Origin of the sequence: Dyadobacter sp. CECT 9275, assembly GCF_907164905.1 — a bacterium.
GTDB lineage: Bacteria > Bacteroidota > Bacteroidia > Cytophagales > Spirosomataceae > Dyadobacter > Dyadobacter helix.
This window is the reverse complement of record NZ_CAJRAF010000002.1, coordinates 2,817,876-2,834,711: the sequence shown is the minus strand read 5'-3', so window position 1 is coordinate 2,834,711 and position 16,836 is coordinate 2,817,876. Positions and strand designations below refer to the sequence as shown.

The window sequence follows — 16,836 nt, the reverse complement described above, 5'->3', positions numbered from 1 at the left end:
TGAAACGTTTTTCTTTCTTGTAATTTTACCGCATGCAAAATAGTACTTCCAAAGGAATTTTTACTACACAATTCTGGCTGCTCGGGTTAAGTTCGTTTTTGTTTTCTTCGAGTTTTAATATGTTGATTCCTGAGCTTCCATCCTATCTGACAAACATGGGAGGGGCTGAATACAAAGGATTTATTATTGGCCTTTTTACTTTGACGGCCGGTTTGTCGAGACCTTTCAGCGGCAGGCTTACCGACCGTATCGGGCGGGTCCCCGTCATGGCCTTCGGATCGTTGGTTTGCTTTATCTGCGGATTTCTTTATCCTGTTTTCACCACCGTCATGCCGTTTCTACTCTTGAGACTCGTGCACGGTTTCTCCACCGGTTTTAAACCCACGGGTACCTCGGCTTATGTGGCAGATATCGTACCGGCCAACCGAAGGGGAGAAGCTTTGGGGATTCATGGGATGTGTATGGGGTTGGGTTCGGCGTTCGGGCCGGCTGTCGGAAGTATGATCAGTAACTGGTTTTCGCTTAATGTATTGTTTTATACCTCGTCGGTTTTTGCCTTGTTATCTATTTTGATCCTCGTTAACATGAAAGAAACACTGGCGAAAAAACAGGCGTTTTCACTGGATGCTTTTAAAATTACCCCGCGTGATATTTTTGAACCCGACGTATACAAACCGGCACTGATCACCTTCGTAATTTATTTCGGCTTTGGAGCGGTGTCAACGCTCACTCCTGATTTCAGCAGGTTTCTGGGATTGTCCAACCGCGGGATTTACTTTATGGTATTTACCATCTTTTCCATTCTGGTCCGGTTGTTCGCCGGAAGAATTTCCGACCGGCGGGGCAGAATTCCGGTTACGGTAGTGGGTTGTGTGGTACTGATTGTATCGATGGTCGTTACAGGATATGCGCACAATGTCACGACGTTTCTGACGGGCGCAGCTTTCTTTGGGATCAGTATGGGGATTTTATCGCCTGTCCTTTCTGCCTGGACGGTAGACCAGAGCGGAGACCATAACCGTGGACGGTCTCTGGCCACCATGTTTATTACACTGGAAGCGGGCATAGGAATAGGCGCGGTTTTGTCGGCATCGCTCTTTGCCAACCGTTACGAGAATTTCCCGCTGGTATTTAATGTCATGGCTGGCTTTGCCTTGCTTGGACTGGTGTTTGCGCTGTATTTTTATTATCACAAAAGAAAGGAGGCGCGTGTTATTTGACGACAGTTATCAGACCATTGCCCAACCCTCCGAAGGATTTTTTAAGGATAAGGGGAGCAAATTTATAGCGTATGCCTTCCCGATCCGAACGGAAGATGACGCGAAGGAATATCTTATTCAGGTCAGGGAACTGCATCCCAAAGCGGTGCATCATTGTTATGCCTACCGCCTGGGGTTGGACAGGATGAGCTATCGCATGTCGGACGACGGCGAGCCCTCGGGTACTGCAGGAAGGCCCATCCTGAATATGCTTTACTCTCAGAATGTCACCAACCTGCTGGTGATTGTGGTCCGCTATTTCGGAGGCACGTTGCTGGGTGTTCCAGGGTTGATCAATGCATACAAAACGGCTACCGAAGACGCCCTGGCAGCCGTTGAAAAAGTAACCCGTTTTTTGTTCCAGGTATATGAGCTGAACTTCGCCTATATTCAGCTGAACGACGTCATGCGCATTGTCAAGGAAATGGAACTGCCGGTTCTGGAACAAAACTTTGAAATGCAGTGCCGGATGAAAGTAGAAGTCCGAACCATCCTGACGGAACGTTTTATTGCCCGTTGTGAAAAGGTGGAAGGGCTTACAGTGAAAAATGTCTGACTGCGGGAAGTGCAAATCAGTTTGCTCTTCCCGCTTCCATTATCCCTAATTCTCAGCCTTCCCCATGGTACGGTCAAGTTCAATTTTTGCCGACAGGTAGTCAAATACCGCTTCCAGATAATTGGATTTTGCGGTGGTCAGGGCAAATTCGGCGTCCGTCAGTTCAAGGCGGGAAGCTACCCCTTTTTCGTACCGGTACTTGGTGATGGAATAACTCAGTTCGGCTGTTTCCGAAACATTTTGCTGTGTTTTAATCCTTTGTGAAGTTTCGTACAAACTTGCCAGTACCTGCTTTACTTCCGTTTTTAACTGTTCCTGGGCGTTTTCATAGATCAGGTCGCTTTGCTGTCTCTCTATTTTTCCCATTGCAATTTTATTGACGTGCTGCATTCCGCTGAAGAGTGGAATCGCAAACTGAATACCTGCATAAAAAACCGGCGGGTATCCGGCCTGGTCATACCTTAACCCATTGGTTTGAGTTTGTATCTGATACTGGCTTACGAAACTGACAACCGGCAAACGGGCTGATTTGTACAGTTCAATTTGTTTATCGTTGATATCTTTATTCAAATTCAGGATCTGGAAATCCGGCCGGTGTACCAGGGATGTTCTGAATGTTCCGCTCTCTGTGGGAAGGGAGTCGGCAGCATTAAACCGGAGAGAATCCGTTAAATTATACTGCGTTTCGGGACTATTTCCGATGAGAATGCTCAGTTGCTGCTGGCTGATCTGAAGGGCGTAGGTGAGGCGTAAAACGTCCGGCTCGAGGTTCCTGACGGAGGTATAGGCACGCAGGGTATCTACCCGCAGGGCACGCCCCTGTGCCAGCAGCGAGCGTGAATCTGCAAGTGCTTTTTGGTTACGGCTTATGCTTTCTTTCTGGAGTTTAAGCCGCTCGTTCAGTACCAGTAGCTGTACATAATTCTGCCGTACGCGTGCCACCACGTCCACTTCCCTTTCCTGATGAAACAACCGGCTTTGTTTTTCCAGCAGGCGCCTCCTCTGGATTTCATGTTTGGCACCGGCATTGTATAAAGGCTGGGCCAAAGTAACCTGTGCACCCGTGATTTCCTGCCCGCCAAAGCGGCTGTAACTGATTCCTTCGGAATTGGAGGTACTGTTAAGTCCAAAGAAAACGGGTCTCTGAAAATACCGCTGAAACTGGCCTGTTGCGCTGATACTGGGTAATAACAATCCTTTGGTAATGGCTGTTTCCCGCGCGGACTTAGCAATGTTCAGGGAATCGATGCGTAAATCACGGTTGTAAACCCGGGCTTTTTCGATGGCTTCCTGTAAGGAGAGTTGCTGGTTCTGAGCTTTGGACAGGATTGGTACAATGGCAAGAATGACCAGCCATAATACCTTTGTTTTTAAATACTGAATATGATTTTTCATGATGGTGGTGTTGTTTTTGAACCTGATTGAGGCGTGCCGGGTCTGCCGCAACCCGGAGTACCTCAATCAGGTTTCTATTGAAGTGCCAGCTCTTCAGCCGGTTGGTGATTGGTGGTGTGACGTGCCTTTACAGGTCTTGAGAAGTAAGAATAAATGGCCGGGATTACGTACAGCGTCAAAATACCTGCGAATATCAATCCGCCGACTACTACGATTCCAAGTGACTGGCGGCTGCCCGATGAAGTTCCCAGAGACAAAGCAATAGGCAAGGTTCCGAAGATCATCGCGAGTGTAGTCATCAGGATCGGGCGAAACCTGGATGCGGCTGCGAGGATCGCGGCTTCGATGCTGTTATTTCCTTCTTCCTTGCTTTGGTTTGCGAATTCCACGATCAGGATACCATTTTTTGTGATGAGCCCAATGAGCATGATGATGCCGATCTGGCTGAAAATATTGATGGTCTGCTCCGTGAACCAAAGACTTAAAAGTGCGCCGGTCAAAGCCATGGGGACGGTGAGCAGGATAATGAAAGGATCTACCAGGCTTTCGAACTGGGCTGCAAGGACAAGGTAAATCAATACAATCGCAAAAATGAAAGCGAAGATAAGGCTGTCACTGCTTTCCGAATAATCACGGCTCTGGCCGGCCAAGGTGGTACTGAAACCCTTCGGCAGTTCCTTTGCGGTAATTTTGTCCAGTTCTTTAATGGCCTCCCCGAGGCTGGTACCTGCCGCGGGCGTAGCCGATATCGTCGCACTGTATGACTGGTTGTAACGATAGATAGCCGGAGGGCTGATACCCTCATCGAGTTTGGTGAGGTTATCCAGTGATACCATTTCACCGCTTCTTGATTTAAGATACAGCGATCTGAGATCATAAGGTGCCGAACGGTCTTCCCGGTCCAGCTGCCCGATCACTTCATACTGACGATCATTATGGATAAAATACCCATACCTCCGGCTGCTGAGTGCAAGCTGAAGCGTTTGCCCGATGGCCTGGGTAGAAATCCCAAGCTGTGCGGCACGCTGGCGGTCAATAGAAATACTGATTTCCGGGCGGTTGATCTTAAAATCTGCATCAGCAAAAATGAGTTTTTTGTTGCCGCTCACCTGCGCCATGAGTTTTGGCATAACGTCAATCAATTCTTTCAGCCCCGGTGCCTGGATCACATACTGCACTGGCTGGGTATTCCCGTACCCGCCAATGGTTGGGGTTTGGACGGGGATGATCAGCACGTTCCTGAATTTCTGCGAAGCAGCAACGAGTTTCATGAAGATCTGCTGTTGTGTCAGTCCGCTTTTACGATCTTTTGGCTCATTCAGGAATATCCATTGGAAACCGCCATTTACAGGCTGCGCCAATGTTCCGCCTGCTGCTGCAATGGCCGTGTAAGTCCGTTCGGCATTTAAATCAGGGATGGAATCGCTCACATAATTGCCTATCTCCTTCATGCTTTGTTCCATGCTTTCATACGACGTTCCCTCGGGAGCTATTACGGCAAGGCCGATCATGGAGCGGTCTTCCAGCGGTGCCAGTTCAGACGGAAGTTTCGGAGCCAGCCAGTAAGCTATGCCAAATGAAATGGCCAGCAGGACGAATCCCACCCAGCGTACTTTCATAAAAGCTGCCAGGGACCGTCCGTATGCATCATTCAGTTTTACAAAATAGGGTTCTGTCTTTTTATACAGCCAATTATTTGAAGTGCCTGATTTCAACAGATAGGCGCTCATCATAGGCGTCAGTGTGAGCGCAACAAAGGCCGAAATGGTAACCGAGCCTGCAACCACAATGGCAAATTCTTTAAATAACCTGCCTGTTAAACCGCCCAGAAACAGAATGGGAAGAAACACCGCCACCAATGTGATGGTTGTTGAAATTACAGCGAAATAGATCTCTGCGGAACCCTGTCGTGCAGCCATCACGGGTGACATCCCCGTTTCTACTTTGCTGTATATATTTTCCAGAACGATGATGGCATCATCCACCACCAATCCAATGGCCAGCACCAGGCCGAGTAGAGTGAGCACGTTGATCGAGAAACCGGCGATGTACATGATGAAAAATGCAGAGACAATGGAGACTGGGATGGCAACCAGCGGAATAATGGTGCTGCGCCAGTCGCGCAGGAAGATGAAGATGATCAGGGATACCAGCCCAAATGCGAGCAATAATGTTTCCTCCACTTCTGACAATGAGTTTCTTACCGGAACGGTAAAGTCTTTGCCCAGCGCAATTTCGTATTCTTTTGGAGCGGACCGCTTGATTTCTTCAAACCGTTTTTTAAACTCGTCAACAATAGCCAGCGAATTTGCGCCACGCTGAGGGCTCACTCCGGTACCAACCCCGTAATCCGCAGTCTTTTTGTTGTAGATGATCATGGCGGTCCTTTCATTCTGGGAAGACATGATGGCTTGGCCAACATCTTTGAAACGGACAATGGCACCACCGTTTTCCCTGAGGATCATGTTGTTGAAGTCGTCCTCTGTGACCAGGCGGCCTTGTGTACGCAGGGTAACCTCCGTATTTTCTCCTTCAATACGTCCGCTGGGCAGGTCCACATTTTCACGCTGCAGGGCATTCTGAATATCAAGCGGGGTCAATCCGTAAGCGGCCAGTTTTACAGGATCCATTCTCAAGCGCATGGCACGTTTTCTTCCGGCGTAAGAGTCAACCAGTCGTACACCTGAAATGGACTGAAGTTTTTCCTTCACATTGATATTAACAAAATCGGTAACATCTTCCAGGCTTTTGGTTTTGCTCTGGACGGTCAGGAATACGAGGAAATCCGCAGGGCCGGCCTTTTCAACAATGGTTGGCTCTATGTCTGTCGGTAGCTGCTGGCGCGATTTGGAAACTTTATCGCGGACGTCATTTGCGGCTGCTTCCAGGTCTGCATTTAATTCGAATTCTACGGTGATGATACTCACCTGTTCCCTGGATGTTGAGGAAACGGAGCGGATTCCGTTGGCTTCTGCTATGGCTTCCTCCAAGGGTTTGGTGACCTGGGAGGCAATGATGTCGGCACTTGCTCCCGGGTAAACGGTGGTTACCATCACAATGGGCGAGTCGGTGACGGGATATTCCCGGGTTCCTAAAAAGGTATAACCAACAATCCCGAAAAGGATAAGCAGTACTGACATTACCCCGGCCAGTACCGGCCGGGAAATGCTCACTTGTGAAATAGAACTCATGATGTTGATAAGCTAGAGGCTGCCAGGTTTTGGCTGGCGGCCTTTGTGTTTTGGTGTTAATGTCTTTTGCGGCTGGAGTACGGGCCGGTTAATGAACGGCAACCAGCTGAATGGGTGTATCAGGGCTCAGGCGCAGCATGTTACTGGTAATGATGGTATCTCCGTCAGCGAGTCCTTTGGTAACATGTACTGAAAATGCATTGCGCTGGCCAATTTCAATGTGCTTGAATCCGGCCTTGTTTCCGTTTACAACGTACACACTGTACCCTTTGGATGACGGAATCAGCGCCTGGTTGGGTATCGTAAGCGCCTGACCGGTGGTGTTTAAACGCAGGGTCAGACGGGCGCTCTGGCCTGGTAAAAGTTCGTGGCCTGCATTGTTGCCAACCGCCCTTACCAGCAGTGTACGGGTGTTTGGGTCCAGGCGAGACTCATGCGCAATGATTCGGGCAGTATTTATCTTTTCATTGGATTCTACCTGATAGTGTACCTCATCGCCCGGTTTTAGGGTATGCGCATGTTTTTCGGGAACGGCAAAGTCAATTTTCAGTTTGCTGTTATCAGTAAGCTGTGCCAGCGAAGTACCCGGAGAAACATAGGCACCGGTATACACATTTACGATCCCGATGTAACCGTTGAAAGGGGCGCGGATGGAGGTTTTGGAGAGCGTTACTTTCAGTTGCTCAATTCTTGATTGAAGCACCTTGAGGTTGGTGAAGGCCTGGTCATAGTCCTGCTGGATTGCGGCTTCTCTGCTCACCAGGTCTTTAAGGCGCTGTTCGTTGAGCAATACCAGTTTTTCCTGTTGCTTCAATTGTTCGAGCTCAGCCAGCAGATCTGCGTCATCCAGTTTGAATAACAGGGTGCCGGCTGTTACAAATTTCCCTTCTTTTGCCTGCACGGCCACTACTTTCCTGTTCAGCTCGCTCATGATACTTACCTCCTGAAACGCCACTAATGTACCTGATACCGTCATTTCTTCGTTCAATGATGCCGATCGGATCACCTGTCCGTCAACCGGAATGCCTTGTTGTTGCGGAACAACCGGCTTCTTTTCCGGAGCTGTTCCCTTGGTAGTATAACCTTTCAGAAATACACTGCCTAGTATCAAGCCTGCAAGCACAAGGCCGGATACGATTTTTGTGGATTGGATTGTCTTTTCCATTATAGATTTATTTAAATATTTCGATTGATTAGTTTCTGGTTTTCATCATTCTGCTGAGGATATCGGGCACCGGGCGGAAGCGGAGCCTTTTCAGGAAGCAGGTTGCCTGTTTTTAGTTTTGATATATTTGATTATTTAAATATTGAAATATATCGATATATTTAAGCAAAAAAACTTTAGACTTTAAGAGTATTCAGGAATTGTACATATTCGTTCAAAACGGCCTGATTCAGCTTGTACTTTACGTTTCGTCCTTCTTTTTCTGGCACAATCAAATCCGCGTCCGCAAGTTGTTTTACATGGTGAGAAATAGAGGGCTGCGTCAGATCAATAAAATCGGCAATCTCATGACAATACAAACAGTTCTCTTTTTGACGTAACTGTTGTAGAATTGTTATTCTGCTCGGATCACTCAACGCCTTGGAAATCCGCTCTACTTTCCTGACATCCATGGTTATTAATGCATTGATGAATATAAATATATTGATATGTTAAAATCAAGAGTAGTACATTATTGAATTAAAAATAATTCCCTTGCTTGAAAAAAATATTTGAAATGGATAGTCAGTGGGTAAAATAAGATCTGTTGAACCCATTGTATACCGGCCTGTGGCCTGCTTGATCAATTTTGTTTAAGATATTTACAATCAGTACTGCGATGGTACTTTACATTGCTGCGGCTCTTACTAGCTGTTGTCTTTCAGCATCCTGATAAAATCGTCATCGTAATCTTTCAGCGCTTTCAGTATTTCCTGGAGTTCGATATCCTCGGGTGTTCCTTTTTTTGCTCCAAACAGTTCGTCGGCTCTTTCGGATGCTGTTTCATATTCACTTTCGTTGTTGATCTTCATGGTTGTTGTGGTATTTTTTTACAAATTAAACATAAAAAAACCGGCCTTTCGACCGGTCTTCCGATTAGTTTAGGTAAGTTATGGTATAGATACTAATAATTGGGATTCTGTGTCAGTGTGGCTTTTCCGCCTACCTGGCTGTTCAGGATTTCTTGTATCGGGATCGGGAAGTATTCGTGTTTGCCCTTTACAAACTGAGAGCCTTTCAGGTATGCTCGTTTATTACCTTCAACCGCATAATACGCATTCATGTTTTCAGCGGCAATTCCCCACCTCACCAAGTCAAAACGGCGGTTTCCTTCCATCCCGAGTTCCAGGCGTTCTTCAAATCTGACCGCTTTACGTGCAAATTCCCGGTCGGTCCATGTGGCTGGGTATTCTTTGATCACATAATTGGCAGCGGGAGTTCCGTCCGCATTTTTCACAAACCCTTCCGGTTTTGCAGCCCTTGCCCTGATCTGGTTCACATAACCACGGGCCTTTTCAAGATCCCCCACTTCTACCTCTATCTCCGCAAGCCACAGGAGTACCTGAGCATAACGTATCAGTCGGAAGTTGTTGGCATTCAAACGGTTGTTGGATGAGAAAGTGGGGTCGGTTTTGTGCATGACGTGTTTTTTAGGGGAATAGGGCCCCGCGTATGCCTGATCACGAATGTAGGCCTTTCCTGGATGGATACCCCAGTCCAGATAAGGAATGCCACGGCGACCGACGGTCCAGTCGAGGCGTGGATCCAGATTGCCAGCATAGGGCGTAAAGGGTGCCGTTGACTCAATTCCCTGATCATTGGGAATGTCGGTGTCATTATAAGTATCCAGTAGGGGCAATCCGTTGGCATCGGTTTTAAACGAGTTGACTAGGTTGACCGATGGCTGGAAAAATCCACAGCAGGTAGTGAAAGCTCCGCCACCATAGGGGTAGTTCAGGGTAGACCCTATGTTTCCGTTTTCTCCGCCGGCCGCACCGTCATTGACCGAATACTGGACTTCGAAAATGGATTCAGCATTGTTGTTGGTGGATGCCTGAAAATTATCATGGTACTTGTCAACCAGCCTGTATTTATTACTGGCTACGATGGCTTCCAGCAGCACTTTGGCATCCGGATATTTTTTTTGAAAAAGATATACTTTGGCCAATAAAGCCCCTGCTGCCCATTTGGTCGGACGGCCCGGTTGCGATTGTGATGTGGGGAGCACAGCGTAAGCGGCTTTCAGGTCTTCTTCTATTTTGGGATAAATATCTGTTGTGTTGGGCAGCTTGGTGCTTTCCAGATTGAGCGGGTCGTACGTTTTTTCATCAATATAAGGTACCATGTTGAACATTTTCTTCAATTCAAAATGATAGTGGCCACGCAAAAAACGAGCTTCGGCTATGATCTGAGCGCGTTCTGCATCGGTAAGGTCAGTAGCCTTTTCCAATGTTTGCAAAACGTCGTTTGTCCGGGCAATGCCGTCGTACATACCTCTCCATTTTCCGCGGAAATAAATGTTGTCGGCTGCTATGTTGCCCTGCTCTATCAGTGATATCGGTGGCTGATCACCGGCATTGGTCCCTTTGTAGGCGTCATCAGAAGCGACGCTCCCGTAAACCCAGTTATCGGCGCCAACATTGTACGACCGGTAGGCCCCCTCGGCCGTTGCCCAGCCATCCAGTAGCGCATACGCGCCCACAAGCAGGGCATTTACACCAGTTTTGTTTTGCAGTGTGGTGGCGCTGAGCGCTGCTTTAGGGTTTACGTCCAGAAAGGAGTCCGAGCAGGAACTTAGAATTCCCAGTACTACGGACGACAGGATGATTACAAATTTTTTCATCTCTTAATTTTTTTTAGTTTTTCGATTTTGCTTACGGCCGATGTTTAGAAGCTGACATTCAGGCCTACGATATATTGTTTGGAGGCAGGATAAGATCCTCCGTCCACGCCGATCTGCCTGTCGTTTCCGGCGCCGTAATTCCGCAGGTTAATTTCAGGATCCATACCTGAGTATTTGGTAATGGTAACCAGGTTCTGGCCCTGTACATAAATCCGGCAGGGGCCAAGGCCCAGTCTGCTCAGCAAGGTTTTGGGTAAAGAATACGTAAGCTGGATATTTTTAAAGCGGAAGTATGATCCGTTTTCCAAATAATAATTTGAAGGAAGTATACTTACCTGGTCGCTGGAATTCAGCTGGGGGAGTATAGCATCTGTTTTTCCAGGCCTCCACGACTCGTTCAGCATGCGTGTACTTTTGTTACCAAAGAAAGTCGGGAAATCGGTCCAGTATTTGGTATAGTTGAAAATCTGGTTACCCTGCACCCCTGAACCGAAAATAGCGAGGCCAAACCCTTTGTAATTCACATTGATATTAATACCATAAGTGAAGTCGGGGTGAGGATTTCCGATAATGCTCAAATCCTTGGTGTCAATTACACCATCCTTGTTGACATCCACAAATCTGAAACGTCCCGCACGGTTCTCATTTGAGCCGAGGTTATTTTTGGGAGCTTCCTTCGCTTCTGCGTCTGTCTGAAAAATGCCGTCGTGCTGGTATCCGAAAAAGGAGGAGATCGGATAATTCTGCTGCGTTACCACAAAGTTCTGGATACGTTCGTCATTGATACCGAAATACTGCGTATTCGGATCACCATTGGTTCGTGTCACCAGATTTCGGTAGGTACTGAAATTAACCCCGGCGTTGTAGGTAAGGTCGCCGTTGATCGCCTTGCCATTGTAATTGATACCCAGGTCAATACCACGGTTCCGCATAGAGCCGATGTTCTGAAAAGGCGATGCCGCTACTCCGGCGGTAAGCGGTGGAGACACCGGGAAGAGCATGTCTGACGTCGTGCGGGTATACCAGTCCAGAGCAATATCAACAGATCCTTTGAACAAAGCGGCATCCAAACCAATGTTTGTGGAAGTGGTGGTTTCCCATTTTGCTTTGGTATTACCAAACTGAATCAGTTCGTACCCCGCGATGGCAGATGTTTTGGATCCGTTCAGATCGTAGAACGACAACGCCGGATTGGTGGCAAACTGCGTGAAGGAGTTGTAGTTACCAATTTCCTGGTTACCTGTTTGTCCCCAGCCCACCCTGAGTTTGGCATAAGAAAGCCAGGAGCCTGCTGCTTTTACAAAGTTCTCATCAGATAAAACCCATCCGGCACTTACCGCGGGGAAATAAGCTACACGGTTGGCTGCTGCAAACCGGGAAGAGCGGTCGCGGCGGATGGTGGCATCAAAAAGATATTTGCTCTGAAGGCTGTAACTGGCGCGGGCGAATTCGGAGGCCAGCCGCCAGTTTGCAGCTCCGCCGTTGTTGGTTTGTACACCGGTACCTGCGCTCAGATAACGGTTATCAAGGGCATCCACCAGGTAGTTGGTACGGCTCGCATCAAAGTTTTCGTAGTAGTTTTTGATAGATTCAGTACCCGCAATAATATTTATTTTATGAGAGTTGTTTAGTACAAGGTTGTATGTCAGGGTGTTGTACCAGGTCCAGGTCCATTCGTAATTGTTGGTCGTGGTTAAAGTCTGGGTGCTTCTGGCTTCTGCCGATTCAATATCCCTGGGCACGTAGTTACGATAGTTATACAGGTTATAGTCAATACCGAAGCTGGTTTTGGCCGTCAGGTTTTTGAGAATATCCACCTCTGCGAAGGCATTGCCAAACAACCGTACCTCATTTTGCTGGTTATCCTTGTTCCGGTAGAGCAGCGATACGGGGTTTACCGAATTATCAATATCTGTACCTCTTGTTCCGGCAAAATTCCCGGCCACATCATATACCGGTACGATGGGCGGAACACGGTAACCAAAGGAAGTCGGGTTGCTTTCGGCATTGTTTCCGTTGGGCTGTCCGATTCTGGAGGCGTAACCGGCCTGGAAGTTTTGCCCCACCCTGATCCTCTTGTTAACATTAAATTCGGTATTGGAACGCAGGGTATACCGTTTGAAGCTCGTATGTATCATCAGTCCCTGCTGATTGAAATAATTCAGAGACATGGCATAACGGCCGCTTTCCGTTCCTCCCGAAACACCAATCTGATGATTCTGAATGGGGGCGGGCTGGTAAATCTCCTTCAGCCAGTTGGTGCCCTCTTTGTTTGCTTTGGTGATCAGCCAAACGGTTTTATTGAAGTTGGCAGAGTTGACATCGGTACTGTAATTGATATAATTACCATTGGCGTCCTTGGCAACCCTGGGGTCTCCCTCGTAGGTTCCGGACGGGAAAATATAATCAGGGATTTTAGGGGTAGATCCGCTTCCAAACTGGGCATGTTTGGGGTAGGTGAGTACTGTTCCCGCCGGAAAGGCCCCGTCTTTCATGGCACCAAGGTTGAGGGTATTGATCCGCGACTCCCACGTCAGGTCGGCGTATTGTTGGGTATTCAGCATGTCGAGTAATTTCCCGGGGCGCTGCGTGCCATAATACGTGTCATAGGTGAAAACAGGCTTGCCAATTTTTCCTCTTTTTGTAGTAATGATAACCACTCCGTTTCCTGCCCGGGATCCATATATCGAAGCTGCAGAAGCGTCTTTTAGAATCTGCATGGATTCTATGTCGTTCAAGTTCAGTGTGTTCAGTGTGTTGGATACCCCGTTGGCACCCATGCCTTTGGTAGGTACGCCATCCACTACATAGAGAGGGGAGTTATCGTTAATGGTTCCAAACCCCCGGATCCGGACGGAAACTCCACCTCCGGGGCTGTTTTCGTTGCCGATCACCACACCTGGGACTTTGCCCTGTAAGGCCTGGCCAAGGTTGGTGGAGGGAGTGGTCAGCAATTGTTTGGCGTCCAGCGTAGCCACGGCCCCCGTAATTTCCTTTTTGGATTGAGAACCATACCCCGTCACGACAACTTCGCTGAGGCTTTTGACATCGTCAACCATACTAACGTCAATAACTGTTTTGGGTCCTACTGTTATTTCCTGTTTCCCAAAACCGATGGAAGAGAATACCAGTACTGCCTCCTGCGACTTCACATCAATGCTATAGTTGCCTTCTACATCCGTTACTGTTCCGTTAGTAGTACCTTTTACCTGAATGTTTACACCGGGAAGCCCCATTTTATCCACAGACGATGTGACTTTGCCGGTAACCTGGCGATCCTGGGCATAGGATAGTTGCGCCGTAACGGCCAGCAGCAAAGCTATCACACCCCGTGAGAGTAGAAATAGTAAATTTTGTCTCATAAAGTGAAAGATGTAGAATGTTAATAATGTATAAAAAAATATCAATATGGTATCAAATATATAGAATGCAATGAAAGATCAATAGTTTATTTTGTTATATATGAACAATTAATATAAATATACTAATGGGCACATGATGTGTATTTCTTTGAAAAATATAAAAAGCAATCGTTTGCATGACGCGTTTGCGTGTGGAATCTTTTAATCTGTTATGTGTATACGCACGGCTTATAACAACGGAAAGAATATTTGCAACTCAACGTGTATTTTTGTGGTTAATCAGTCGTATGCCTTGTGAAGTATCACACATAATAAATTAACTTTTCTGATTTTGGAATACTTAAACGGTATGGAAGTGGCCGAGCAGGACCTGATCGAAGTTCAGGGTGCACGCGAGCATAATCTTAAAAACATTGATCTGGCCATTCCCAGGAATAAACTGGTGGTGGTAACAGGTATCAGCGGGAGCGGGAAATCTTCTCTTGCTTTTGATACCATTTACGCAGAGGGGCAGCGCAGATATATGGAGAGTTTTTCTGCATACGCCCGTGGTTTTATCGGTGAAATGGAGCGTCCCGATGTTGACAAGATCAGCGGACTGTCGCCGGTAATTAGTATCGAGCAAAAAACTACTTCCAGAAACCCGCGGTCAACCGTCGGAACGGTAACTGAGATTTACGATTTTCTCCGGTTACTCTATGCCCGTGCAGGTGAAGCCTACTCCTATGTTACCGGGAGGAGGATGGTGAAGCAATCACAGGATCAGATTGTTAATCAATTGATGACCCAGTTTTTGGGACAAAAAACAATATTGCTTGCTCCGGCGGTGAAGGGTAGGAAGGGGCATTATCGCGAACTGTTTGTGCAGATTGCCCGCCTGGGATATAACAAGGTGCGAGTGGACGGTACGGTTCAGGAGATCACTCCTAAAATGCAGCTAGACCGTTACAAAGTGCATGATATTGAAATCGTAATCGATCGGGTCATTCCCAAGTCGGAAGCTGAAGATCCACAATCCAGATACCGTCTGAGCCAGTCGGTTGCTACGGCCATAAAGCAGGGAAAAGGCGCTTTGATGGTGTTGGATGAAAAGGGAGAAACTTATTATTTCTCACAAAACCTGATGGATCCGGAATCCGGGATCAGCTATGATGATCCGGCTCCCAATGCTTTTTCTTTTAATTCGCCATACGGCTGGTGCCCATCCTGCCAGGGGCTTGGGGTAGTGGAGGAAATTACGGAGGAATCTATTATGCCTGATAAGTCTTTGTCTATCAGCAGGGGTGGGATTGCTCCAATGGGTGAATATCGGGAGGCCTGGATTTTTAAGCAACTCGAAGTATTACTTAAAAAATATAAGGTAACACTAACCACTCCGCTGGAAAAGTTTCCGGAGGAGGCTATCCGGGTGGTGCTGTTCGGCAGTGAGGATGCTGTTCCGGTACCTTCCAAAAAATATCCCGGTACAGAGTGGGAAACCAAGTTCGACGGGATCATCAACTTTTTGAAACGCCAGCAGGAAAGCGGAAATGATAAGATACAGGATTGGCTGAAAGATTTTATGGTCATCAAAACCTGTCCTGAATGCAACGGAAAGCGGTTGCGTAAGGAATCGCTTCATTTCAGAATCGATAAAAGAGATATTGCCGAACTTTCTGACATGGATGTCCGTGAGCTGTCGGACTGGCTCGTGAATCTGGAGGAAAGGCTGGAAGAACGGCAGCGTATGATTGCGGGGGAGGTTTTGAAGGAGATCAGAAAGCGGGTAGGCTTTTTGCTGGATGTGGGTTTGGATTATCTCACCCTGAACCGCGCACTGAGGACTTTGTCAGGAGGAGAGGCGCAGCGGATACGTCTGGCGACACAGATAGGCACGCAGCTTACAGGCGTTCTGTACATCATGGACGAGCCGAGCATTGGGCTGCATCAGCGGGATAATGTCCGGCTGATCAATTCCCTGAAAAGCCTGAGAGATCTTGGAAATACAGTGCTGGTGGTGGAGCATGACAAGGATATGATGCTGGCATCTGATTACATTGTGGATATCGGTCCAGGTGCGGGCAGGCATGGGGGAAATGTGGTTGGCGCAGGCACGCCCGAGGTTTTCCTGAAAAACGGGTCGCTTACTGCCGAATATCTGAGTGGTCGGCAGCGTATTGAAGTACCGGAAGTCCGTAGGAAAGGAAATGGGAAACAGATAGCGCTCAAGGGTTGTACGGGGCATAATCTTAAAAATGTGAGCATTTCTATTCCATTGGGTACGATGATCTGCGTCACCGGTGTAAGTGGGAGCGGAAAATCGTCACTCATCCACGAAACGCTGTTTCCTTTACTCAATCATTATTTTTATAAATCAAGAAGAGAACCGCTTGCTTATAAATCCATTGAGGGGCTTGAAAATATAGATAAGGTCATTGAGGTGGACCAGTCGCCCATCGGTAGAACGCCTCGTTCCAATCCGGCTACCTACACGAATCTTTTCACAGATATCCGCACTCTCTATGCTGAATTGCCGGAATCGAAGATTCGTGGTTACAAACCCGGTCGTTTCTCTTTTAACGTAAAAGGCGGGCGCTGCGAAGATTGCGAAGGAGCAGGAATGAAACGCATTGAAATGGATTTTTTGCCCGATGTTCATATTGATTGCGAAACCTGCAAAGGAAAGCGTTTCAACCGGGAAACGCTGGAAGTTCGTTTTAAAGGAAAATCAATCGCGGACGTACTGGATATGACGGTGGAATCGGCGCTGGATTTTTTTGAAAATCAGCCGCGGTTGCTCAGGAAGGTACAGACGCTTTTTGACGTGGGATTGGGCTATATTACATTAGGCCAGCATGCCACGACGCTCTCCGGCGGTGAGGCGCAGCGCGTGAAATTATCGGAAGAGTTATCCAAGCGCGATACCGGCAAGACGCTGTACATTCTGGATGAGCCTACCACGGGATTGCATTTTCAGGATATAAGACATCTGCTGCTGGTTTTAAATAAACTGGTGGAGAAAGGGAATACCGTCCTGATCATTGAGCACAATATGGATGTGATCAAGGTCGCTGATTATATTATTGATATGGGGCCCGAAGGCGGTGGCCAGGGCGGCCGGGTGGTAGGGGAAGGAACACCTGAAAAGGTGGCAAAGGTAAAGGGAAGTTTTACAGGATATTTCCTGAAAGATGAATTAAAGGGATAGCGCCAGGTAGCACGAGACTCACACCTCGTGCTGCTTTTAGTCATGCCCTCTCCTCCAGG

10 protein-coding genes are annotated in these 16,836 nt (G+C 47.6%); 3 read left to right on the top strand and 7 right to left on the bottom strand.

Annotated elements, in window-relative coordinates; translation table 11 throughout:
• The first annotated feature begins 32 nt into the window (after positions 1-32).
• Entirely contained in the window at positions 33-1,220 is a 1,188-nt protein-coding gene (locus KOE27_RS19420) for an MFS transporter (RefSeq protein WP_215240468.1), read from the top strand.
• On the top strand, positions 1,210-1,815 hold the full coding sequence (locus KOE27_RS19415) for an IMPACT family protein (RefSeq protein ID WP_215240467.1): 606 nt from the start codon (positions 1,210-1,212) through the stop codon (positions 1,813-1,815). Before KOE27_RS19420 ends, KOE27_RS19415 begins: the two co-directional genes overlap by 11 nt.
• A gap of 45 nt (positions 1,816-1,860) precedes the next feature.
• Here KOE27_RS19415 and KOE27_RS19410 read toward each other — a convergent pair whose 3' ends face one another.
• From KOE27_RS19410 to KOE27_RS19380, 7 genes are all read right to left on the bottom strand, one after another.
• On the bottom strand, positions 1,861-3,210 hold the full coding sequence (locus KOE27_RS19410) for a TolC family protein (protein WP_215240466.1): 1,350 nt from the start codon (positions 3,208-3,210) through the stop codon (positions 1,861-1,863).
• 74 nt (positions 3,211-3,284) lie between these two features.
• Complete coding sequence (locus KOE27_RS19405; RefSeq protein ID WP_215240465.1) at positions 3,285-6,401, bottom strand: efflux RND transporter permease subunit; 3,117 nt, start codon at positions 6,399-6,401, stop codon at positions 3,285-3,287.
• A gap of 88 nt (positions 6,402-6,489) precedes the next feature.
• On the bottom strand, positions 6,490-7,566 hold the full coding sequence (locus KOE27_RS19400; RefSeq protein WP_215240464.1) for an efflux RND transporter periplasmic adaptor subunit: 1,077 nt from the start codon (positions 7,564-7,566) through the stop codon (positions 6,490-6,492).
• Between the two features lie 176 nt (positions 7,567-7,742).
• Positions 7,743-8,018, bottom strand: coding sequence for an ArsR/SmtB family transcription factor (locus tag KOE27_RS19395; RefSeq protein ID WP_215240463.1), 276 nt, complete (start codon positions 8,016-8,018; stop codon positions 7,743-7,745).
• 234 nt (positions 8,019-8,252) lie between these two features.
• Positions 8,253-8,417 (bottom strand): hypothetical protein, encoded by a 165-nt coding sequence (locus KOE27_RS19390; RefSeq protein WP_215240462.1) that lies wholly within the window; start codon positions 8,415-8,417, stop codon positions 8,253-8,255.
• Between the two features lie 92 nt (positions 8,418-8,509).
• The gene (locus KOE27_RS19385; protein ID WP_215240461.1) at positions 8,510-10,228 is read right to left on the bottom strand and encodes a RagB/SusD family nutrient uptake outer membrane protein; all 1,719 of its coding nucleotides are present in this window, start codon (positions 10,226-10,228) and stop codon (positions 8,510-8,512) included.
• Between the two features lie 44 nt (positions 10,229-10,272).
• Entirely contained in the window at positions 10,273-13,590 is a 3,318-nt protein-coding gene (locus KOE27_RS19380; RefSeq protein WP_215240460.1) for a SusC/RagA family TonB-linked outer membrane protein, read from the bottom strand.
• Between the two features lie 349 nt (positions 13,591-13,939).
• Between KOE27_RS19380 and uvrA the strand changes: the two genes are divergently transcribed.
• Positions 13,940-16,777 (top strand): excinuclease ABC subunit UvrA, encoded by a 2,838-nt coding sequence (gene uvrA / locus KOE27_RS19375; protein WP_229252976.1) that lies wholly within the window; start codon positions 13,940-13,942, stop codon positions 16,775-16,777.
• The last annotated feature ends 59 nt before the right edge of the window (positions 16,778-16,836 follow it).

Excerpts from the sequence above, each read along its gene's own strand:
- KOE27_RS19410 (WP_215240466.1), bottom strand. The coding sequence starts at position 3,210 with ATGAAAAATCATATTCAGTATTTAAAAACAAAGGTATTATGGCTGGTC.
- KOE27_RS19395 (WP_215240463.1), bottom strand. The coding sequence starts at position 8,018 with ATGGATGTCAGGAAAGTAGAGCGGATTTCCAAGGCGTTGAGTGATCCG.
- KOE27_RS19420 (WP_215240468.1), top strand. The coding sequence starts at position 33 with ATGCAAAATAGTACTTCCAAAGGAATTTTTACTACACAATTCTGGCTG.
- KOE27_RS19385 (WP_215240461.1), bottom strand. The coding sequence starts at position 10,228 with ATGAAAAAATTTGTAATCATCCTGTCGTCCGTAGTACTGGGAATTCTA.
- KOE27_RS19400 (WP_215240464.1), bottom strand. The coding sequence starts at position 7,566 with ATGGAAAAGACAATCCAATCCACAAAAATCGTATCCGGCCTTGTGCTT.
- KOE27_RS19405 (WP_215240465.1), bottom strand. The coding sequence starts at position 6,401 with ATGAGTTCTATTTCACAAGTGAGCATTTCCCGGCCGGTACTGGCCGGG.
- KOE27_RS19380 (WP_215240460.1), bottom strand. The coding sequence starts at position 13,590 with ATGAGACAAAATTTACTATTTCTACTCTCACGGGGTGTGATAGCTTTG.
- uvrA (WP_229252976.1), top strand. The coding sequence starts at position 13,940 with ATGGAAGTGGCCGAGCAGGACCTGATCGAAGTTCAGGGTGCACGCGAG.
- KOE27_RS19390 (WP_215240462.1), bottom strand. The coding sequence starts at position 8,417 with ATGAAGATCAACAACGAAAGTGAATATGAAACAGCATCCGAAAGAGCC.